Genomic DNA, 21,421 nt, shown 5'->3' with positions numbered 1-21,421 from the left:
GCCTTATTGCCCCAGCGTCAATGTGCGCTGCAGCATCTGTTTGGCCGTATTCATAATATCGGCGTTGATCTGGAAGGAACGTGAGGCCGAAATCATGTCAGCCATCTCTTCCACCACGTTCACATTCGGGTACCAGATATAGCCGTTTTCATCAGCCATCGGGTGATTCGGTTCGTACGCCATGCGCAGAGGCGAATCGCTTTCAATGATCTCTTTTACGTCCACGCCCTGACCTGGCACCAACGTCTGCAGGTGATCAGGCAGGTGTTCTGTCTGCGTTTCTTTCAGCGCGAACACCGGTTTGCGTGCGCGGTAGGTTTCCGCTTCGCTGGAGCTGATGCTTTCCGCATTGGCCATGTTGCTGGCGGTGGTGTTAAGCCGCACGGTCTGTGCGGTCATGGCGGAGCCTGCGATATTGAAAACGTTACTCAACGACATGCTTATTCACCCTTGATTGCGCGTGTCAGCCCCTGGAACTTGCTGTTCAGGAACTCGAAAGAGGCCTGATAACGGAGCGCATTGTCGGTGTAGCGAGCCATCTCTTCCTGGGTCTCTACAGTATTGCCATCGACTGCCGGCTGGTTCGGAATACGGAACATGAGGTCGGCGGCGGCATCCGGTGACAAAAACTCGGACTGATGACCGGATGCCGTTTTCTTCAACGACAGATTGGCACCAGCGGTTTCACCTTCGAGCACGGCACTAAAATCCAGATCACGCGCCTTGTAGTTGGGCGTATCCGCATTGGCAATGTTGTTGGCCAGCACTTCAGCACGACGCGCTCTGAGTGTCAGGGCGTTTTCATGAATTCCCAGTGCTGAATTGAAGCTGATCGCCATTGCCGCTTATCCGTTACAGGTTGCTTTGCCTGTAGTTAAGCAAGCAGCGTGCCATCGGAAGAAAAAGCCGATTATAAAGGGGTTCGGGAAGGTCAGGCTCTGTTTTCAGAGGCAAGGTACAGCGGCAAGCGGCAATGCTGTACCGCTCTTCGTGCAACGGGGCGGCAAAGAGCGGCAGGCCGCCGCTCAGATTCAGATCGCCTGGTAGATAATACCGGGGCGGCAGTGGATCATTTTGTACAGGTCCGGCAGACCAGAGAGGGACTCGGAAGCGCCAAGCAGCAGGTAACCACCGGGGCGCAACTGTTTGTGCATCTTGCGCAGGATCTCGAGTTTTACGTCGGATGAAAAGTAGATCAGCACATTGCGACAGAAAATCAGATCAAACTGCCCCAGTGAACTGTAAGGCCCAAGCAGGTTGAGGCTTTGAAAGCGCACCCGGCTCTTGATATGGGGCTTGATGCCCCAGCTGCCGGATGGCGATGACTCGAAATAACGGTGCAGGCGATCCTGAGACAGCCCTCGACCCAATGCCAGCATTTCATATTCACCCCGTCGGGCCTGATCGAGCACTGTCGTGGAAATATCAGTCGCCAGTATCTCTTCACCGGACGAAAAAGCCCCTGCATGGCTCTGCTTGAATTCGTCGATCACCATACTGATGGAGTACGGCTCCTGCCCGGTAGAGCAGGCAGCAGACCAGATGCGCAGCTTCTGGAAGCGACTTTTTTCATGCAGTTCAGGCAGGAGCTTGTTACGCAGAATCTCGTAGGGGTGGATATCACGAAACCAGAGGGTTTCGTTGGTGGTCATGGCATCAATCACCTGTTCTTTCAAGCTGTTGCCACCCGCCCGGCCAAGACGTGCCACCAGCTCACTGAGGTTTGCACACCCCTGCTGCTGCATGATCTTGCCCAAGCGGCTTTGGACCAGATACTGCTTGTGTTCAGCCAGCAGAATGCCGCAGCTTTTTTCGAGAAAGCTGCTGAATTCACGGAATTCCGCCGGTGTAATACTGAAGCTGATGCTCACCCGGAGACGCTCCCCGTCAGCCTTGTTCGACCTGACGGATACGGTTCACTACCACTCCGGCCAGATCGTTCGGGTTGAATTTGGCCAGGAAGCCGTCGGCCCCTACCTTTTTCACCATCGACACGTTGAAGCCGCCACTCAATGAGGTGTGCAGCACCACATGCAGCTTGGACATGCGCTGATCCTCACGGATCATGGAGGTCAGGGTGTAGCCATCCATTTCAGGCATTTCGATGTCGGAGATCACCAAGAGGAAAAAGCTCTCAACGTCCACCCCTTTCTCAACCAGCCCCTTGAGCAGATCAAGCGCCTGACGACCATTATTGGCAACCGATACCTTTACACCAAGATCTTCCAGGCTGCGCTGCATCTGGTTACGTGCCACTGCGGAGTCATCGACGATCAGAACGTGGCGCTGTCGGGCGCGGGCGCGGTCATCCTGCGTTGCCACCTCGTCACTGACATCAGTTGACATGGGGTACAGGTCCGCGAGGATCTGTTCTACGTCCAGAATTTCAACCAGCTTGCCTTCATATTCGAACACGGCGGTCAGGTAGTTCTCGTTACCGATCTCTTTCGGCGGCGCCATGATCTGGTCCCACTGAGTGTTCAGGATGCGGTCTACCTTGCGCACCATAAAGGCCAGCGTACGACGGTTGTACTCGGCCACAATCAGAAAGGTTTTGGGCAGATCCTCTTCCGGAATCGGCCTGCGGCCAATCGCTTCGGACAGATCAAGCACCGGTATGGTTTCGCCGCGGATATGCGCCATCCCCTTGATTGCACTGGTCTGGCGCGGCACTTCAGTCAGATCCGGACACTGAAGCACTTCACGTACCTTGAATACGTTAATGCCGTAGCGCTGATTGGTTTCCAGCCCGAAAAGCAACAGTTCTAGACGGTTCTGACCGACCATCTGCGTGCGCAGGTTTACAGTATCCAGGATCCCTGACATGATTTAACCAACCCCGAGGTCGCTAACAATGAGTTTCGCCCGGCTTCGAAAGCCAGGACACCCGCGTGAATAATATCAATTTAACACCAGTTGCCACTGTTTTTGCCATAGTCTGCATCCTGATGCTGCCTTTTTCGGCTTCTGCCGATGATACCGCAGCGCGGATCAACTTGCAGGTGACTGAAGCCATTAAACAACACTTGCTGTCTAAAGTACCAGACAGCCGGGTCGAGGTCAGCCTGAACCCGGTCAATCAGCAACTGCAACTCGCCCCCTGTGAAGCCCCCATTAACGTGACACTTCCCTTTCACAGCGGTGAGCGCATTACTGCAAAAGCCAGCTGCAGCATGCCGCGCTGGAGCCTGTTCGTCACCGGCAGAGTCAAGCAATACAAGGCGATTGTGGTCGCTGCAACGCCGATCGTCAAAGGCAGCCGCATAAATGCCGGCAAGTTGCAGCTGCGAGAACAGGATATTGCCAGTCTGTCCGGTGACTATTTTTACCGTCAGCAGGATGTCGTCGGGAATCAGGCCCGCATCAGTATCAGCGCAGACACACCGATCACTCCTCGCATGCTGACTCAGGCAAACGCTGTCAGCCGAGGCGACCCTGTGATCATCGAGGCATCCCGCGGCGGTGCTGTCATCCGCACCGAAGGGACCGCACGACAGGACGGGCGCATGGGTGACATAATCGATGTCCTCAACAACCGCTCAGGGCGCGAAATTCGTGCACGCGTGGAAGGCGGTGGTGTGGTTCGTGTCCCCTGAGTTCGGTTCACAGTCGCCCGACTGTTCAGCTATACTGCTTGGCAAGTCAAACAAATGTAAAAAACCTTAAAGTTTTACTCAGGGCGCCCGATACCCTTGCATAGAACTGATTGCGAGGTAACTTAAAATGGCTATCGATTTTCCCGGCCTGTCTCCCGCCCAGTCGGCAGGCAACCGAGGCAAAGTCAGTGAGCAGCAGACCCCGGCCACCGGCAACAGCGCCGGTAACCAGCCGACTGGCAATACGCCTGCTCGGAGCGACGACACTGTACGTATCAGTGATACAGCACAGGCGCTGCAGCGCTCCGTGGGCGAAAACAGCGGAAACGCAGACGTGAACAGCGACCGTGTAGCTCAGATCAAGGCAGCCATCGAAGATGGTTCCTACAAGATCGATAACGAGCGTATCGCCGACCGTATGCTGCAGCTTGACAGTCTGCTCGGCTAATAACTGATGACTGACCAGCCCGCCAAGGATATCAGTATCCAGCTCGGCGCCCTGATCGATCAGGGCGTTGTGCTTTTGTCACAGCTGCAGAAACTGCTCGATACAGAGCTTGCTGCGCTTGAAACACGCGATCTTGAGCAACTTAAACAGAGCAACCAGCAAAAGCAGGAGTGCCTGCTTGGGCTTGATCGCAATATTCGTGAGCGCAACGCCCTGCTGACACAGCTTCAGGTTGAAACCAGCCGCGATGCTGTCGTTGCCTTCATCCGCAAACTGCCCGCGCCCGCCAGCGAGCTGCTGGAGCAGGCTTGGCAGCGTCTGGAACAGTCGCTGGAGCAGGTGCGCATGCTGAATCAGCGGAACGAACAGACGCTGCTGCGCAGCAAACAGAACACGGACCAGCTGCTGGCATTGCTGCAGGGACACGCCCAAGGCAACTCCATTTATGACCAGAAAGGCGACAAGGGCCGCTATGAAGGTCAACGCAGCCTGGGCAAAGCCTAGAAAATCCGGACTACTGACGGTAGAATCCACAGCCTTGAAATGCCTCAGTAGCTCAGTTGTATAGAGCAGCCCCCTCCTAAGGGGCAGGTCGCAGGTTAGAGTCCTGCCTGGGGCACCAGTCTTTTCACTTCAGTCATTCTCTGGCACCCCACCACCCATCGCCACCACCACTCTGTTGCGACCACTGTTTTTGGCCTGATAAAGCGCGTCATCCGCTTTGCGCAGCAGTCTCTGATAATCGGGGTGACCATCAAAGCAGGCCACACCCACGCTGATGGTGGCTTTCAGCTCTTTGCCATCGTACAGCAGGAAACGTTCCTGCTCGACGCTTTTGCGCAGCTTCTCCGCTACTGTTCTGGCGCGTGTGGCATCCATATCCACCGCGATGAGTAAAAACTCTTCACCGCCCAATCGGAACAGATAGTCACCGGAACGACTGTTGTTCACCAGTATCAACGCCAGCTGCTGCAGCACACTGTCACCCGCCTGATGCCCATGAACGTCGTTGACTTGCTTGAAGTGATCAATATCAATGGCAAGGACGGCAAAGGCCGTTTTCTGAGCGCGAGACTGGCTGATCTGTTTGCTCAGCACTACCGGCATGAACTTTCGGTTCAGCAGCCGCGTCAGCACATCGCGGCCGGACTCCAGCTCATCGTTGCGTTCAAACAGATTGCTCAGGTGAAAGCGGATGCTTTTAACCTTGTCTCGCAGGTCTCGCAACAGGTGTACGCGAGAATCCTGGCTGATGGCGTTGCTGCCATCCGACCCGAAAAGCGGCAGAAGTACACTGTCAATCTCTTCCATGGTGTCCATCACCGCGCCGGCTTCAGCCGAGCCTTCAAAGGCATGAATACCCTTATGGCGGAACCAGAGGCCAAAGTCCGACGCCTGTATTCGCGGCAGTTCGCTGGGCTGAGTACCGATCGCCTGGCTGAACATCAGCTGATTCTCCCAGTCGAACAGCGCCGCCCTCTGCTGATCTTTTTCGTTGGCAATATTCTGGGTGATGGCGAAAAGTCGATAGGCCTCTTCGGATCGAGAGTTGCGATCGTGTGACAGGGAATAAGCATGCCCCATAACTTCCATTGCCAGGTCGATGGTATCCGACGCCAGTCGCATCGCCGCATACTGATCCTCACCGGTCAGGTTCGGTACTGCATGCAGCAATTGAACAAAGCGATCCTTGAGGCAGCGTGCGCCTCTCAACACCAGGTGAACAGGTATCCCGATACGAGCATGTACTTCACCGATCTTGCGTTGTTCTGCAATCAACCGCACCACATCATCTTCTGTGACCGAGGCGAACAGGCCCGCAACCCAACGCTGCATGGACTGACCCAAACGGTTCTGTACTTCATCGTTTGACAGGAACTGTGATGCAGCGGGGTCAGCCAGCATCTCCCGATAGAAATGCTCCGACAGGGAAGCCGAATGTTCGCGGGAAAAGTTGATGACAAATTGCTGGATTTCAGCGGTGAAGCGCTGGTTTATTGAGGTCCACTCTGTACACAAGTGCTCGGAAGAGAAGCGAGGCATGATCACTCCATGGCCCGGAGGAAGGGAATACCAGTGTTAAGTGTATCATGGAGCACGTTCTTCTTGATCCCACTCAAAACCTGACGGTTGGCGCATCCATCCTAATGTTGCTAGTATGCAATCAGGTTTGGCTTTGATGTATGGCCTTTCCCGCTTTCCAGCGAAAGAATCTCTCCCGAAAGGGCAACCGCTGTGCGCAGCGGACGCAAAGCCTCGGGTCTGTAATGGATGAGACCGCCGGGCTACCGAAAGAGAGATTCGCCCTACGCTTGCCTCTGTATTCCCTGTCCCATATACCCTCCAGACCCATCGGCACACCTGGTGCGACGGGCCTGTTGCTGTTTACGTTTGCACACTGATTTTGGTGTTGTATTATGGAGACACTATCTTCCAGCGATAGCGTGCCAAGGAAGGCCCCCTCAAATCGCTTCATCTCTGTTCACTTCATGCTCATGCTTGGGCAACTCTCGACTCAGCGCCTTCTCAACGGCGCCCGCTGACTTGGCATACCGTGCAAGCAGGTTGTACAGCACCGGAATGATAAACAGGGTCAGTGTGGCCGCAAATACCAGCCCACCCAGAATCACCATGCCAATGGCTGCACGGCTTTCCGCCCCGGCTCCGGTCGCCAGTACCAGCGGTATCGCGCCGAAAATGGTGGAGATAGTGGTCATCAACACCGGTCTGAAGCGCATGATCGCGCCCTGCAGAATCGCCTCATGGACCTCCAGCCCCTTGTCACGCAACTGGTTGGCAAACTCCACGATCAGGATGCCGTTTTTGGCCATCAATCCAAGCAACATGATAATGCCGATCTGGCTGTAGATATTGAGACTGATCCCTGATACCCAAAGCGCGGCCAGCGCGCCCGTCACGGCCAGTGGAACGGTGAGCATGATGATCAGAGGGTGAATCCAGCTCTCGAACTGGGCCGCCAGGACCAGAAACACGATCACAAACGCCAGCGCAAAGGTCAGATAGATCGCCGCTGAAGAATCCTGAAACTCTCGGCTGAGCCCCTTATAGCTGACCCTCGCCTCCGGCGGCAGGTAGTCCTGAGCAAGCCCATTGAGGTAGCCCAGTGCCGTACCCAGATCATAGCCTGGCGCCAGCGAGCCACTGATGATAACGGCAGGCAGGCGGTCGATGCGGCGCAGGTCCGGGTTGGCTCCCACCTCTTCCACATCCACCAGTGCCTGAAGCGGTATCAAGTCGCCCCCTTCGCGTGGTCGCAGATAGATCCGCCCGAGATCAGACGGCGTAGCTCGGCTGGCATCCTGAGCCTGTACGATAACGTCATACTCGCGGCCCCGGTCCATGTAGGTGGTAACCTGACGTGACGCCAGTACGGTTTGCAGGGTCAGCCCCACATCTTCAACCGTGACATCAAGATCAGCCGCACGCTGGCGGTCGATGTTAACGCGCAGCTCTGGTCGGGTCAGCTCGAAGTCGGTTTCAAGGTTGATCAGGTTCGGGTTTTCCTGGGCTCGCTGCAGGATCTCCTGGCTCCAGCTTTGTACGCTTTCATAGTCAGGCCCACCAATCACAAAAGAGACGGGCTGACTGAAGCCGCTTTGCCCCAGTCCCGGCGGGTTGATCGGAATCGAGCGCACGCCGGGCACCTGTGCCAGTTTTGGAAACAACTCAGTGGCAATGCTCTGCTGTTTCACATCACGCTGATCCCAGTGACTCAAGCCCAGAATGATAAAGGCGTTGTCGGCCTCGCCACGGAAGCCGACGATGGACAACAGCCGTTCGGCCACTCCGTCTTCAAGATAGGGCAGCAGCCGCTGTTCAATCTGGCGGACGTGGTGTTCGGTATAGTCGGCCGTGGAACCACGCGGCGCCTTGGTCGGCATGATAATGACACCCCGGTCTTCGGTTGGTGCCAACTCCTGCGGCAGACGTGGAAAGATCACCGCGGCCAGCACCAGACCGGCCAGGCCAATCCCCAGCAAAAGACCGGGCTGACGCAGCGAGAAGCGCAACATGCGTTCATAGCCTCGATTAAGCGCACCCAGCACACGTTCGCTGGCCATCCAGATCCGATGCCCTTCCTCTTGCTCAGGGCTGTGTCGGAGCCATTTGGAGCAGAGCATGGGAGCCAGCGTCAGTGCTACGAAACTGGATACGATCACCGCCGAAGCCAGCGTAAAGCCAAACTCACTGAACAGGCGGCCGATATTACCCCCCATGAATGAGATCGGTACGAACACCGCGACCAGCGTCAACGTGGTGGCTATGACGGCAAAGGCAACCTGACGCGCCCCAAGATAGGCCGCCACCAATGGCTTTTCGCCCTCATCGATGCGACGCTGAATGTTTTCCAGCATGACGATGGCATCATCCACGACCAGACCGATCGCCAGGATGATCGCCAGCAGTGTCAGTACGTTGATGGAAAAGCCGAGAAAGCCGAGGCCGATAAACGCACCGATAACAGCAACCGGAATGGTCACGGCCGGTATCAGGGTGGCCCGCCAGGAGCGCAGGAAAATGAAGATCACCAGTATCACCAGTGATACCGAGATCGCCAGCGTGACCAGTACTTCCTTGATGGACGCACGAATAAAAATCGACTCGTCATAGCTTTCGGTGATACTCACTTCAGGCGGCAGACTCTCCCGTATCCGGCTCAGTTCTTCCTTGACCCGGTCTGAAACTGCGACCGTGTTGGCCTTCGACTGACGCGTAATGCCCATGCCGATGGCGGTCTGTCCATTGGCGCGCAAACGGCTCACATCAGACTCAACGCCCAGTTGCACATCGGCCACATCACCCAGTCGCAACAGCACGTTGCCGTCACGGCGAATCACCATTTCACGAAACTCTTCAACCCGGTTGAGCCGACCTTCCGTGCGCACGGTAAAGTCACGACTGACCGACTCCACCGAGCCGCCGGGCAGTTCAACATTGTTGGCCCGCAGCGCTCGCTCCACTTCAGCTACTGTCATATCACGGGCCGCCAGCCGTTCAGGGTCCAGCCAGACACGCACGGCATAACGACGCTCACCGCCAATCCGCACTTCTGCCACACCATCGACCACTGCCAGTCGATCTTTCAGGACCCGATCGGCAAAATCACTCAATTGAGCGGAATCCCAGATATCAGACCTTAATGTAATCCACATCATCGGCCGTGCGTTGGAGTCCGCCTTGCGGACGACAGGCGGATCTGCCTCGTCAGGCAGCCGGTTGCTGACACGGGCCACGGCATCACGCACGTCGTTGGCCGCCACATCCACATCCCGCGAGGTGGTGAACTCAATCGTCGTGCGTGACTCGCCCTGTTCGGTACTGGATTCGATTGATCGAATCCCTTCGATACCGCTGATCGCTCCCTCAATCACCTGAGTAATCTGGGTGTCCACCACCTCGGCAGCGGCACCGGTATAGTCGGTAGAGACCGATACCACCGGTGGGTCGATATCGGGATATTCACGCACCGGCAGCTGATTCAGCGCCGCCAGCCCAAACACCAGAATCAGCAGGCTCATGACCGTGGCAAACACGGGTCGCTTGATGGAAATATCGGACAACACCATGTTCAGGACTCCTGTCGGGTCAACTCAGACTCCGGAATGGCATCACCCGTACCTTCAAGAATCTGCAGTGCATCACCACTGGAAAGCCGATCCTGAGCCGTGATCACGACTCGATCTTCCGCGTTGATGCCCGAGAGAATTTCGACCTTGCCGGGCTCACGGCTGCCCAGCTGCACCGAGCGGCGTTCCGCCGTATTGTCGTCAGTGGCGATGAACAGATAGCGCTCATCGCCCTGCAACAGCACCGCCTGCTCAGGCACCACCAGCGCTTCTCGCTGCCTGAGTGTCAACCGAACCGACATGAATTGCCCCGGACGCAGACGTCCTTCACTGTTGTCGATCAACGCCCTGACCTTGAGCGTTCGGCTAAGAGGATCGATTCGAGTATCCAGCTCCGCCAACTCGCCCCGGAACACCTCATCCGGCCAGCTGGAGGTGACACTGTTCACAGGCTGACCCTGCTGCAACTGGCCGATAAAACGCTCGGCTACGGCAAAGGTCAGCTCCATCTCGCCACTCGCATCCAGGGTGGTCAACGGGTCTCCGTTTTCAATATAGGCACCTGGACTGAACTCACGCAGCCCCACCACGCCGGCAAAGGGCGCCACGATACGGTGGTTGGCTGCCCTTACTCTGGCGGCCTGACGCTCGGCTTCAGCCACATTGACGGCAGTGCGAAGTTCATCCACCTGAGCCTGAGAAATACTGTTGCTGCTGCGCAGCTGCTGGGCTCGGCGCAATTGACGTTGAGCATCAGCCAGTCGCGCCTCGACCACCGCAAGGTCAGCCTGAGCCTGACGGTCATCCAGCTGCACCAGACGTTGCCCCTTGTCGACCTGTTGACCGGTGGTGAAGTCAATCGCCACAATCCGTCCGGTGACCTCACTGGTCACCACGACTTCATCCCGCGAACGCAATGTTCCGACCGCCTCAATCCTGTCTCTGACCGTCTGTACTGCCGGCTGGATCACATGTACCGCCTGAGGGCGTTTCTGCCGCCCCTGCTCCTGCTCAACGGGCGCAAGCTGATGCCACGCCAGGGCCGCCACTGCCGCCACAACCATTACCAGCAATCCAATTAGCCACTGTTTCACGAATTTTTTCTCCCTCTATTGCCCGGGTTAGTGACAGACGATCCATTGCGGTCTTATCATGCCCACGTCACGTTGCACGCTGCAGCAGAACACATTCAGGTGAATTTTTCACTGTCTGTTAAGCTGCGCCACTGCAGAGTCGGCACCCACATCAGAGTCTATTGACGCTGCCAGGTTCCTTATTTATCTGTTGGCTGGAGTTATCCATGCTTTCTACTCGTTCGTCCCGATCAAGGATCACCCGTCTGGTTTCCCTGCTCGGCCTTGCCGTGCTGCTGTCAGCCTGCAGCCACGATCGTTACCTGTTTCTGGAGCGAGCCGATCTGGATCAACTGGAGCAACAGCACCAGCAGCAAAAGCAGCGCCTTGAAGCTCTTGAAACACGCACTCTTGAGCAGTTTGATATCATGGAAACGCGCCAGCAGCTGCGCCAGCAGGCACTGCTCGATCGTTTAAACCGTCAACAGGCCCTGATTCAGTCACTGCCGCAACAGCAGGCAAGCATTTTGCCACCGCAGCCAACCACCAGCGAGCCGTCCGCTCGTCTCAAGGGCAAGCTGGTGGTGGGTGAAACAGAACCGATCTACATTGCCGATCCGGGCTTGGTCTATACTGCACGCATTGACAGCGGTGCCGCCACCTCATCCTTGCATGCCATCAACGTTAAGCGATTCGAGCGCAACGGCCAGCCCTGGGTTCGGTTTGATGTCAGCGTACCCGGCCGTGATGAAACCCTGACCATGGAGCATGAAATTTCCCGACGTGCTCGCATCATACAGTCAAACACCGATGATCCCGAACGACGCATTGTCGTAGAGCTGCCGTTCATGATCGGCGATCACCGCGACCTGGCTGAATTTACCCTGAGCGATCGCAGCCACCTGACCTACCCGGTACTGGTTGGACGCAATATCCTGCGTGATGTGATGCTGGTCGATGTGGGCCAGGAATTCGTGACCGAACTGCCCGAAGGTCTGAATACTGAACAGGGAGTCAAAGCACCTTGAGCCGACATTCCAAAGCCCCGTTTTTTATTGCGACGGGCCTGCTGATTCTGGCGGGCATCCTGCTGGCTGTTCTGCGTCATTATCAGCTGGGGGTTCCCTGGCTGCCTGGCCAGCAACAGCCTGTCTGGCTGGTAGAAGCGCGGGTCGATTTTCGTGCCTGGGGCGAGCCGGTCACGGTCAGCCTCAACCTGCCGGACAGCCCGCCCGGATTCTCGGTACTGTCTGAGCAGGCAGCCTCGCCCGGTTACGGTTTTGCCATTACCCAGCGTGGCCAGGATCGTCGTGCCGAGTGGACCATCCGTCAGGCCAGCGGCCCACAGACACTCTACTTCAAGAGCCGACTGACCGCTTCAGATGACACAGACGCTCAACCCAACAATACCCCGGTAACTGCCAACGAAGTTTTTCTGGAGGGGCCTGATATTGCGGCCGCACGCGCGGTGATTGAGCTGGCGGGCAGTCGTTCCAGCAGCCCGGCCAGCTTCACACGCGAATTGATCACCGTACTTAACAGCCCAACACCGGACCAGAATACACGCCTTCTGCTGAGTGACAGAACCCGCGCCGAGGCACTTTACCTCCTCATAAACCACAGTGGCACACCGGCCCGCATCGCCGAAGGACTTCGACTTGAGGATGCCCGTCGACAGCAGTCGTTGCTGCCCTGGCTGCAGGTACATGACGGCGATCGCTGGCTCACGTTCAACCCGCGTACCGCCGAGCAGGGGGTGCCGGATGATGTGTTGCTCTGGCGGCAGGAGGCCAGCTCACTGCTGGATGTAACGGGAGGCAGCAGCTCAGTGGTCAGCTTCTCCATGTTGCGTCAGACAGTTCCCGCCCTGCAGATCATCCGCGCCGAGGCGGATGGGCAGGCGTTCGGGGCCTTCAGCCTGCATCAGCTGCCGGTTGAGCAGCAGGGCATGTTCCGCATGCTGTTGCTGCTCCCGTTTGGTGCACTGGTGGTCTGCCTGATGCGAATAGTGGTTGGCATCAAGACGTCCGGCACATTCATGCCGGTATTGATTGCAGTAGCCTTTGTGCAAACCTCTCTACTGCCGGGCCTTGCGGCCTTTATCGGCGTCGTCACGCTGGGGCTGTTGATGCGGGGCTATCTGTCCAGTCTCAACCTGCTGCTGGTATCGCGCATATCGGCTCTGATCGTACTGGTTCTGTTCATCACCGCCGGCATCAGCATTATCGGCTACCAGATGGGCTACAGCACCGGCATGACCGTCACCTTTTTCCCGATGGTCATTCTGGCATGGACCATTGAGCGCATGTCGATCCTGTGGGAAGAGGAAGGCGCTCGCGAGGTGGTTACACAGGGCTTTGGCAGCCTGCTGGTCGCCATTTTTGCATTCCTGGTGATGCGTGCACCGCTGGCCGAGCACCTCAGCTTCAACTTCCCCGAACTGCACCTTGTGGTGCTCGGGCTAATCCTGCTGCTGGGTCAGTACACCGGTTACAAGCTCACCGAGCTGCGCCGCTTCACCCCGATGAAAAGGTACGACTGATGGGCTGGTGGGGCGAGTGGATCAGTCCGCGCCACATGAACCGGCTCGGCATCCTCAATATGAACAAGCGCAATATTGACTATATTGCGCGCTATAACGACCGCAGCGCCTACCCGCTGGTGGATAACAAGCTGCTGACCAAACAGGCCGTGGCAGAGTACGGTGTCGCCACACCTGCCCTGCTGCAGGTGGTGCGCGAGCAGCACGAAATTGGCCACTTCATGGAGCGGGTCGCGGGCTTCGATGGCTTTGCCATCAAACCGGCCAAGGGCTCCGGCGGCAAGGGGATTCTGGTGATCGGCTCGCATGAGGGTGAGCGCTTCATCAAGGCATCCGGAATGGAAATTTCGCTGCAGGAGATCGAGCGCCACCTGTCGAACATTCTGGCGGGGCTCTATTCACTGGGCGGCGCTCCCGATGTTGCCATTGTTGAGGCACTGGTACGCTCCGAGCCGGGCCTTGCACGCCACTCCTTTCAGGGTGTACCGGACATTCGCATCATTGTGTTCCAGGGCTATCCCGTAATGGCGATGCTGCGGTTGGCAACGCGTGCTTCAGATGGCAAGGCCAACCTGCATCAGGGTGCAGTGGGAGTCGGGCTGGACCTGGCCAACGGCCGCGCCCGTAACGCTGTACAGTTCGACCGTCCATTGACGCTGCATCCTGATACGGGTCTTGAGCTCAACAGCATCGAGATCGAAAGCTGGCAGTACCTGCTGACCATGGCCAGCAGCTGTTATGAAGCCACCGGGCTTGGCTACATGGGAGTGGATCTGGTCGTCGACGCGTTGCGCGGCCCGCTGCTGCTGGAGCTGAATGCCCGCCCTGGACTCGCCATCCAGATCGCCAACGGCAGGGGCCTGCTGCCACGCCTGCAGGCGGTTGAAGCCTTGCGCCGCCCTCACCTGACCCCTGAGGCCCGAGTTGAGTGGGCCATGCAGCAGGCAGGCGCCAAGCCGGGCGATATTGCTCCTGCACCGCTATGTCTGGTGAACAGCATCCTCAGTGAGCAGCAGCGAACCCCGGCAGACGGCTGACCCTGGTCACCAGCACGACACCAAGCAGTGACATCGCACCTGTTGCCATCCAGGTCCAGTGCCAGCCGCCGGCCTGCGCCGCCAGCCAGGCGATGGCGGGCGGCGCCACAAACTGCCCAAAGGCCGACCACTGCAGCATCCAGCCAACACAGGTCGACACTACAGAACTGTCCGGTGCCAACCTTACCGCCAGCGAGAACAACGCTCCCGGTACCATGCCGCCGATGGCTGAAAACAGCAGTACAGCAAGGTAACGCAGCCAAGGGAAGTCAGCTGTCAGGGCCGAGAAAGCAAACCACGTGGTCATTGCCATCACAGCAAAACCGCCATACAGCAACTGCCTTGCCCCTACCCCCGCATGCAGCAAACGCCCCGACAGGACATTACCAATAATGTTGACCACCGCCGCCAGAGCCGTTAGCGGCCCCACCAGCCCGGCACTGACGCCCGCTTCGGAATAGATTGAGGGCAAAAACCCGATGACTGAAAGCCACTGACCGGAATAGGTGGCGAAAATCATCGCCACCAGCCAGGGGCCCGGATGACTCAGGGTCAGTTTCAGTCGCCCCAGCACACGTCCCAACGCACCGCCTACCGGCCCCGCCTGGCGCGTATGCAGTTGCTGATCCGGCGGCACAGCACGCCAGACCCAGAACAGCATCAGCAGCGACAACAGTGCCATCAATATCCACCAGCCCTGCCAGCCCACCTGTGCCATGACCCAGGGGCCTGTCAGCAGGGCGATCCCGGTGCCCAACCCCATATAGCACCCCCACCAGCCAAGCCGCAGGCTCAGCTTCTCTGCCACCACCAGGTGCCGAATCAGCCCCGGACCGGATAGCGTCACCAGCAGAAAACCGAAACCTTCAATACCACGCAGCAACAGCAGCATGGCCGCACTCTGTGCCTGGCTGCCGAGCAGGCTGGCGAGCACCAGAATACCCAGCCCCAGCAGCACACTGCGGCGTAGACCGGCACTGTCCGCCAGCAGCCCGATCAGGGCCCCTGCCAACATGCCGGCCAGCTGCACCAGAGACAGCAGAAAACCGGCCTCAACCAGCGTGACACCCAGGGTGTCCTGCAGCACCGGAATGGCCGGCGGCAATTTCCCGATATGAAGGGCAGCGGTGATACCTGCCAGCATCACAACAAATTCAGGGGCCAGAGACCGCATCCTTAGACTCCAATAAGCAAAAACCCGGGCACAGGGCCCGGGCTACGATGACAAAACCGGTTCAGGTGATTAAACCACACCCTGCTCCAGCATGGCATCCGCCACGCGGCGGAAACCGGCGATGTTGGCTCCCAGTACCAGGTTATGCGGCTGATCAAACGCCTTCGCTGTTTCGCTGCAGCGCTGGTAGATACCGGCCATGATCTGCTGCAGACGTTCATCGACCTGCTCGAAGGTCCACTGCTGCATGCTGGCATTCTGTGCCATTTCCAGCTGACTGGTCGCCACGCCACCTGCGTTGGCCGCCTTGCCCGGACCGTAATGAATACGCTCTGCAATAAACACCTCTACCGCTTCAGGTGTTAAAGGCATGTTTGCACCTTCACTGATACAGCGTACGCCGTTGCCGATCAGTGCGCGTGCATCCGCTTCCGTCAACTCATTCTGGGTTGCGCACGGGAAAGCGGCATCGGCAGCGTAACGCCATACTGCATGACCATCTTCCGGGTAGGCTTCAACCGGGGTGAACTCCGCTTTCGGGTGTTCTTCCAGGTACTCGGCCAGTGAGCCACGATGCTCTTCCTTGATCTGCTTCAGGGTTTCCAGGTTGATACCATGGCAGTCATACAGCGTGCCGGTGGAATCGGAACAGGTCACCGGGCGTGCACCGAGCTGATACAACTTTTCGATGGTATAGATCGCCACATTACCGGCACCCGACACCAGACAGGTTTTACCCGCCAGCGAGTCCGCATGGGCCTGCAACATGTTCTGGGCGAAGTAGACACAGCCGTAACCGGTAGCCTCCTTGCGCACCAGTGAACCGCCCCACAGCAGCCCCTTGCCGGTCAGAACCCCCTCATAGCGACCGGTCAAACGCTTATACTGACCGAACATGTAGCCGATTTCACGGGCACCCACGCCGATATCACCCGCCGGAACATCGGTAGTCGGGCCAATATGCCGATAGAGCTCGTTCATGAAAGATTGGCAGAAGCGCATGATTTCCTGATCGGAGCGACCCTTGGGATTGAAGTTGGCGCCCCCCTTGCCACCACCGATTGCCAAACCGGTCAGGGAGTTCTTGAATATCTGCTCGAAGCCGAGGAATTTGATGATGCCGGCGTTTACGGAAGGATGAAAGCGAAGGCCGCCCTTGTATGGGCCCAGAGCCGAGTTGAATTCGATGCGGTAACCCTTATTGACCTGCACCTTGCCCTTGTCATCAACCCAGGGAATGCGGAACATGATCTGGCGCTCGGGTTCTACCATGCGCTCAATGATACCGCTGTCCCGGTAGCGAGTTTCCGACTCCAGCAAGGGCTCCAGCGATTCGAGCACTTCTTCAACAGCCTGATAGAATTCAGCCTGAGCAGGGCTGGAAGCCATCAGCTGCGTGATGGTGTTATGGATGTAGGACATCGATGTACCTCTGAGGAATGGATTAACGCTTCACGGGCAGCACCAGTGTCGATAACGAAATGACTACTGGCAGAAACGCGCCACCTGAACAGGCAGAACCGGGACACCCGTCGGAAAAAAGCTCAGTATTATACAGCACTACATTGGTGCAACTAAAGCACTAATATAGTGCTATGCACTGCAATAGTGCAAAATGCTGTTGCAGAAAACGTATCAGGTCTGACTCCCGACCAGATAGCCTCAGCGACTCCGAAGCCCCAACCGTTTGACTGACACACTCCGACGGAGGCCCACCCGTGGCCTCCGTTGCTTGCTTCAAATTTCCTGCCCCGTTACTCTCCTGCAACACCCCTGTCTTTGAACGTGACTGTGAGCATCGAAGATGACTACACCGGCTTTTGAGTCATTGCTGAACCGTCTTTTCAGCCCCTGCATTTACTGGTCAGCTCTGTTGATCGGCAGCCTATCGGCTGAAGGCGTGGCGCTGTATTTCCAGTATGGACTGGACTACGGCCCCTGCGTGCTGTGCATCCATATACGTCTCTGGGTTGCGGCTCTTGTTCTGGTCGCAGTGGCGGGCCTTGTGGCACAACGCTGCACACATGTGCAAAAAGCCTGTCACCTGCTGACCGCTGTGATTGCGCTGGGCTTCACCGAGCGCAGCTGGCGCACCTTGGCCATTGAGCGCAGCTGGATTGAAAGCAGCTGCAGCTTTGAGTCCGGACTGCCTGAATGGTTTGCACCGGACCGCTGGTGGCCCTGGATGTTCGAGATCTGGGAGTCCTGCGGCTATACACCGGAAATGCTGGGCGGCCTGACCATGGCCGAGCTGCTGGCCGGTGCCGGTGTGGTGTTTGTACCACTGGCGTTCATCGGCCTTATCCGCAGCCTGCGCAGCACTGACTGACATGTTTCTGCAACAGATGTCAGGTTCAATGATCCCATGACACACTTGGAGGATCAGAGCATGAACACCATCCATCTGACGGCACAGCTGAAACAGTTACTCAACCGTGGCTACTCGGTCGATGATGTTCGCAACCTGGTAACCGTCCCGCACGAGGTGCTGGAACAGGCCATCCGCGAACATCATCTGCAGGAGCGCAGCCGGCGCCATGACCGCCTGCTGCAGGGCCAGGCTGAGTTTGCCATGCGTCTTGGTCGACACTGAAAAATCCAATCGCGGTTTCCATGCGTAAACACTGATATTAAGCCGGTATTAACGACCTTTGCGCTATTTACAACAGGTCAAAGGCCGCTCTACACTCTGACGGTTTTTTATACTCCGGCCCCTGCTGCCGGCCATAACAAAGGAAGCCTGCAATGAAAAAAACTCTGCTGGTCGCTGCCGCGGCCCTGATGCTGTCCTCGACTGCCGCCATGGCCGAGCGCAGCGGTGAAGAACTCTACAACACCAAGTGCTCCGTATGCCACGCTGCCGGCGTTGCCGGCGCTCCGAAGTTCGGTGATGCGGCTGCCTGGGCACCCCGTGCCGAGAAAGGCATGGATGCGCTGCTGGCGACCTCTCTGACCGGTATCAACGCAATGCCGCCCAAGGGCACCTGCATGGATTGCTCCGATGAGGAAATGAAATCCGCCATCCAGTACATGCTGGACGCCGCCAAGTAAGCCCCAAGTGAAACGAAAAGAGGAAGCGCTCAGCCTCCTCTTTTCATTCGCCCCTCTACCGACTGCCCACAAGTCTTTTCAGCTGACACGCTCACCCTTCGCCTGAAGATCTGCATGGTAGGAGGAGCGCACCAGCGGCCCGCTGGCCACATGGGTAAAGCCCAACTCCTTCGCGATCCGTTCGAATTCGGCAAACTCTGCCGGTGTCACATAACGCTCCAGCGCCAGATGGTTGCGGCTTGGCTGCAGGTACTGACCGATGGTAATCATGTCCACATCATGCGCCCGCAAATCGCGCATCACCTCGATGATCTCGTCATTGGTCTCACCACAACCCACCATCAGGCCGGATTTGGTCCGCACCTCAGGGCGCAGCGCCTTGTAGCGTTTGAGCAGATCCAGTGACCACTGATAGTCCGCACCCGGGCGTACCTTGCGATACAGCCGCGGCACGGTTTCGAGGTTGTGGTTGAACACATCCGGCGGCGTCTGCTCCAGTATCTCCAGTGCCACATCCATACGACCACGGAAGTCGGGCACCAGTGTTTCAATCTGTATCGACGGAATACGCTGACGGGTTTCGCGGATGCAGTCGGCAAAGTGCTGGGCACCGCCATCGCGCAGATCATCACGGTCCACCGACGTGATCACCACATAGCGCAGCCCCATATCGGCAATGGCCTCGGCCAGTTCACGCGGCTCTTCAGGGGCCAGTGCATTGGGGCGTCCATGGGCCACATCACAGAAGGGACAGCGACGGGTACAGATATCGCCCATGATCATGAAAGTCGCTGTGCCATGGCTGAAACACTCGCCCAGATTGGGGCAACTGGCCTCTTCACAGACAGACGCCAGCTTGTGCTTGCGCAGCTTGTCCTTGATCCGTTTCACTTCGGCGTTGGAGCCCATGCGCACCCGCAGCCAGTCAGGCTTGCGCTGCATCTCGTCCTTCTCGGTCGGGATCACCTTGACCGGGATACGAGCAACCTTTTCAGCGCCACGCAGTTTGACGCCCTGCTCGATTCTACCGCTGTTTTTTTCGGTGGATTCAGCCATTCTGATTCAGTCTTCCAGTGTTGGTGTGCGAGTAATCTGATTATACCCCAATTTTTTAACCAAGTAATTTACTAGGTTATTAGGCAACTGTGTCAGATCGGCGTCGGGGGCCAGGGTCTGCACCTGTGTCATTTCAAGCCCGGCATAGCCGCAGGGGTTGATCCGCAAGAAGGGCTCCAGATCCATATTCAGGTTGAGTGCCAGGCCATGAAACGAGCAGCCTCTGCGAATACGCAGCCCCAGCGAGCAGATCTTGCGCTCATCGACATATACACCCGGTGCGTCCGGTTTCGGGTAGGCACTGATACCACAGTCCGCCAGCACGGCCACGATGGACTGCTCGATAATGTCGACCAGATCACGCACGCCCAGCTTGCGCCTACGCAAGTCCAGTAACAGGTAGGCAATGAGCTGGCCGGGGCCATGGTAGGTTACCTGGCCACCGCGATCCACCTGAACCACGGGGATATTGCCGGGATTGATCAGGTGCTCTGCCTTACCCGCCTGCCCCTGTGTGAAAACCGGCTCATGCTGAAGCAGCCAGATTTCGTCGCGACTGTCAGCTGTACGGCTGTTGGTGAAAGTCTGCATCCGCTGCCAGATGGGGGCATAGGGCTGAAGCCCAAGCTCACGCACAAGCAGCTGGTCAGCCAGTGCCATCAGAGCACCATCTTCACACGGCTGGTCGCCTTGAGGTCCTGATGCAGATTTTCCAGCTGCTCCTTGCTGGTAGCGGTGATTTTCATCCGCACTGAGCTGTAGTTGCCGTTGCCGCTTTCCTGCACGGTAACCTGCTCGATGTCCAGATCCGGGGCATGGATCTGGACAACTTCGATGACCATTCCCTTGAAATCCTGCTCATTATCGCCGATCACCTTGATCGGATAGTCAGGGTGGGGAAATTCGATTTTCGGGGCTTTTGGTTCGGTACTCATGCTCTCTCTCCGGTCATTAGCCGGTGTTGGAAACGGGTAAACAGGGTAAACATGCGCTGCCACAGCGGGCCTTTCGCGCCGTCGGCAACAGGGCATCCATCGATTTCAAGCACAGGCACAACACCGCGGGTAGAGCTGGAGATCCAAACTTCATCGGCACTGGCCAGATCTTCCGGTCGCAGGTCGACCTCCTGGTAGGGGATGCCGTTTTCCGCTGCAAGTTCCAGAATCAGTTCACGGGTGGTGCCGCCCAGTATTTCCGAGCTGCGCTTGGGTGTGTAGATCACCCCCTGACGCACCAGAAACAGGTTGCAGGAGGTGCCTTCACTCAACAGACCATCGCGTACCAGCAGGGCCTCATCGGCACCCGCTTCCCGCGCCTGCTGCAACACCAGAATATTGGGCAGCAAGCCGGTGGACTTGATATCACAGCGATGCCAGCGCAGATCAGCGGTCACGATCACCTTGTAGCCCTGAACATGCTCCGGGCCATCGGCATAGATGTCGCGGATCGCAGAGCAGCAGGCAAACACGGTCGGTTGCATCCGATCGTCATAGGCGTGGGTACGGTAACCGGCACTGCCACGGCTGATCTGCAGGTAGACCGACAGATTGCCCCCCCCGTTTTGACTGACCAGCTCATCCAGAATGGCCGCCCAGTCATGATCGGTTTCTATTCTGACTGCACGCAGGCTGTAAGCCAGACGGTCCAGATGCTGCTGCAGCCGGAAGCCTACGCCCTGATAGTAAGGGATCACTTCATACACGCTGTCGGCAAACAGGAAGCCACGATCAAACACGGAGATGCGCGCCTGGTCGGCCTGAAGGTATTCACCGTTGAGGTAGACGATTTCTGTATTCATAAAACGCAGTTGCCCACATCATTGATAGATGTGGGCAGCATAAACCGGATTCAAGGTT

Annotated in this window: 22 protein-coding genes, 1 tRNA gene and 1 riboswitch; of the genes, 10 read left to right on the top strand and 13 right to left on the bottom strand. The window is 57.5% G+C overall.

The annotated features are described in order from the left end of the window. Nucleotides 1-3: 3 nt before the first annotated feature. The 4 genes from flgC to ABIE60_RS15145 all read right to left on the bottom strand — a co-directional run bounded on the left by flgC (nt 4) and on the right by ABIE60_RS15145 (nt 2,826). Nucleotides 4-438 (bottom strand): flagellar basal body rod protein FlgC, encoded by a 435-nt coding sequence (gene flgC, locus ABIE60_RS15160; protein ID WP_354470357.1) that lies wholly within the window; start codon nt 436-438, stop codon nt 4-6. Between the two features lie 2 nt (nt 439-440). Further along, nucleotides 441-839 carry a flagellar basal body rod protein FlgB gene (gene flgB, locus ABIE60_RS15155; protein ID WP_354470356.1) on the bottom strand — a complete coding sequence of 133 codons (399 nt, stop codon included), beginning with the start codon at nt 837-839 and terminating at the stop codon, nt 441-443. 192 nt (nt 840-1,031) lie between these two features. Next, entirely contained in the window at nt 1,032-1,871 is an 840-nt protein-coding gene (locus ABIE60_RS15150) for a CheR family methyltransferase (protein WP_354470355.1), read from the bottom strand. Between the two features lie 16 nt (nt 1,872-1,887). Next, nucleotides 1,888-2,826, bottom strand: coding sequence for a chemotaxis protein CheV (locus ABIE60_RS15145; protein ID WP_354470354.1), 939 nt, complete (start codon nt 2,824-2,826; stop codon nt 1,888-1,890). Nucleotides 2,827-2,891: 65 nt separating this feature from the next. On the opposite strand from ABIE60_RS15145, the gene flgA reads away from it, so the two are divergent. The 4 genes from flgA (at nt 2,892) to ABIE60_RS15125 (ending at nt 4,666) form a co-directional block, all read left to right on the top strand. Further along, on the top strand, nt 2,892-3,596 hold the full coding sequence (gene flgA / locus ABIE60_RS15140; RefSeq protein WP_354470353.1) for a flagellar basal body P-ring formation chaperone FlgA: 705 nt from the start codon (nt 2,892-2,894) through the stop codon (nt 3,594-3,596). Between the two features lie 127 nt (nt 3,597-3,723). Continuing rightward, nucleotides 3,724-4,044 (top strand): flagellar biosynthesis anti-sigma factor FlgM, encoded by a 321-nt coding sequence (gene flgM, locus ABIE60_RS15135; protein WP_354470352.1) that lies wholly within the window; start codon nt 3,724-3,726, stop codon nt 4,042-4,044. Nucleotides 4,045-4,050: 6 nt separating this feature from the next. Beyond that, the gene (locus ABIE60_RS15130; RefSeq protein ID WP_354470351.1) at nt 4,051-4,548 is read left to right on the top strand and encodes a flagella synthesis protein FlgN; all 498 of its coding nucleotides are present in this window, start codon (nt 4,051-4,053) and stop codon (nt 4,546-4,548) included. Nucleotides 4,549-4,589: 41 nt separating this feature from the next. Continuing rightward, nucleotides 4,590-4,666 (top strand) — tRNA-Arg (locus tag ABIE60_RS15125). A gap of 11 nt (nt 4,667-4,677) precedes the next feature. Here the strand turns inward: ABIE60_RS15125 and ABIE60_RS15120 are convergent. From ABIE60_RS15120 to ABIE60_RS15110, 3 genes are all read right to left on the bottom strand, one after another. After that, nucleotides 4,678-6,087, bottom strand: a complete 1,410-nt coding sequence (locus tag ABIE60_RS15120) for a diguanylate cyclase (protein WP_354470350.1) — start codon at nt 6,085-6,087, stop codon at nt 4,678-4,680. A 172-nt stretch (nt 6,088-6,259) separates the two neighbouring features. Continuing rightward, nucleotides 6,260-6,337, top strand: a riboswitch (cyclic di-GMP riboswitch). A gap of 169 nt (nt 6,338-6,506) precedes the next feature. Then, the gene (locus ABIE60_RS15115; RefSeq protein WP_354470349.1) at nt 6,507-9,632 is read right to left on the bottom strand and encodes an efflux RND transporter permease subunit; all 3,126 of its coding nucleotides are present in this window, start codon (nt 9,630-9,632) and stop codon (nt 6,507-6,509) included. A gap of 2 nt (nt 9,633-9,634) precedes the next feature. Next, nucleotides 9,635-10,726, bottom strand: a complete 1,092-nt coding sequence (locus ABIE60_RS15110) for an efflux RND transporter periplasmic adaptor subunit (protein ID WP_354470348.1) — start codon at nt 10,724-10,726, stop codon at nt 9,635-9,637. A gap of 206 nt (nt 10,727-10,932) precedes the next feature. On the opposite strand from ABIE60_RS15110, the gene ABIE60_RS15105 reads away from it, so the two are divergent. The 3 genes from ABIE60_RS15105 to ABIE60_RS15095 are packed head-to-tail and all read left to right on the top strand — an operon-like array spanning nt 10,933 to nt 14,284. Further along, nucleotides 10,933-11,733, top strand: a complete 801-nt coding sequence (locus ABIE60_RS15105) for an ATP-dependent zinc protease family protein (protein WP_354470347.1) — start codon at nt 10,933-10,935, stop codon at nt 11,731-11,733. After that, complete coding sequence (locus tag ABIE60_RS15100; protein ID WP_354470346.1) at nt 11,730-13,247, top strand: inactive transglutaminase family protein; 1,518 nt, start codon at nt 11,730-11,732, stop codon at nt 13,245-13,247. Before ABIE60_RS15105 ends, ABIE60_RS15100 begins: the two co-directional genes overlap by 4 nt. Then, on the top strand, nt 13,247-14,284 hold the full coding sequence (locus tag ABIE60_RS15095) for an alpha-L-glutamate ligase-like protein (RefSeq protein WP_354470345.1): 1,038 nt from the start codon (nt 13,247-13,249) through the stop codon (nt 14,282-14,284). The genes ABIE60_RS15100 and ABIE60_RS15095 overlap by 1 nt, the downstream gene beginning before the upstream one ends. Here ABIE60_RS15095 and ABIE60_RS15090 read toward each other — a convergent pair. Further along, nucleotides 14,250-15,458 (bottom strand): MFS transporter, encoded by a 1,209-nt coding sequence (locus ABIE60_RS15090; RefSeq protein ID WP_354470344.1) that lies wholly within the window; start codon nt 15,456-15,458, stop codon nt 14,250-14,252. The two genes, ABIE60_RS15095 and ABIE60_RS15090, sit on opposite strands and share 35 nt — an antisense overlap. 69 nt (nt 15,459-15,527) lie before the next feature. After that, nucleotides 15,528-16,880 carry an NADP-specific glutamate dehydrogenase gene (gene gdhA, locus ABIE60_RS15085; RefSeq protein WP_354470343.1) on the bottom strand — a complete coding sequence of 451 codons (1,353 nt, stop codon included), beginning with the start codon at nt 16,878-16,880 and terminating at the stop codon, nt 15,528-15,530. A gap of 382 nt (nt 16,881-17,262) precedes the next feature. Here gdhA and ABIE60_RS15080 point away from each other — a divergent pair, with 382 nt between their 5' ends. The 3 genes from ABIE60_RS15080 (at nt 17,263) to ABIE60_RS15070 (ending at nt 18,509) form a co-directional block, all read left to right on the top strand. Then, entirely contained in the window at nt 17,263-17,787 is a 525-nt protein-coding gene (locus ABIE60_RS15080) for a disulfide bond formation protein B (protein WP_354470342.1), read from the top strand. Nucleotides 17,788-17,847: 60 nt separating this feature from the next. Beyond that, a complete protein-coding gene (locus ABIE60_RS15075; protein ID WP_354470341.1) occupies nt 17,848-18,051 on the top strand; it encodes a hypothetical protein in 204 nt (67 codons plus the stop codon). Between the two features lie 152 nt (nt 18,052-18,203). Next, nucleotides 18,204-18,509, top strand: a complete 306-nt coding sequence (locus ABIE60_RS15070) for a c-type cytochrome (protein WP_354470340.1) — start codon at nt 18,204-18,206, stop codon at nt 18,507-18,509. 78 nt (nt 18,510-18,587) lie between these two features. On the opposite strand, the gene lipA is transcribed toward ABIE60_RS15070, so the two are convergent. From lipA to ABIE60_RS15050, 4 genes are read right to left on the bottom strand one after another with little or no spacing between them, the layout of a single operon-like run. Next, complete coding sequence (lipA, locus tag ABIE60_RS15065; protein ID WP_354470339.1) at nt 18,588-19,565, bottom strand: lipoyl synthase; 978 nt, start codon at nt 19,563-19,565, stop codon at nt 18,588-18,590. Between the two features lie 6 nt (nt 19,566-19,571). Further along, on the bottom strand, nt 19,572-20,225 hold the full coding sequence (gene lipB, locus ABIE60_RS15060) for a lipoyl(octanoyl) transferase LipB (protein WP_354470338.1): 654 nt from the start codon (nt 20,223-20,225) through the stop codon (nt 19,572-19,574). Continuing rightward, nucleotides 20,225-20,500, bottom strand: coding sequence for an HP0495 family protein (locus ABIE60_RS15055; RefSeq protein ID WP_354470337.1), 276 nt, complete (start codon nt 20,498-20,500; stop codon nt 20,225-20,227). Before ABIE60_RS15055 ends, lipB begins: the two co-directional genes overlap by 1 nt. Then, nucleotides 20,497-21,363, bottom strand: coding sequence for an aminotransferase class IV (locus ABIE60_RS15050; protein ID WP_354470336.1), 867 nt, complete (start codon nt 21,361-21,363; stop codon nt 20,497-20,499). Before ABIE60_RS15050 ends, ABIE60_RS15055 begins: the two co-directional genes overlap by 4 nt. Nucleotides 21,364-21,421: the final 58 nt, after the last annotated feature.

It is taken from the genome of Marinobacterium sp. MBR-109, from assembly GCF_040547565.1.
In the GTDB taxonomy this organism is placed as follows: Bacteria; Pseudomonadota; Gammaproteobacteria; order Pseudomonadales; family Balneatricaceae; genus Marinobacterium.
The sequence above is the reverse complement of the archived record's forward strand: the minus strand, read 5'-3'. Positions and strand labels throughout refer to the sequence as shown.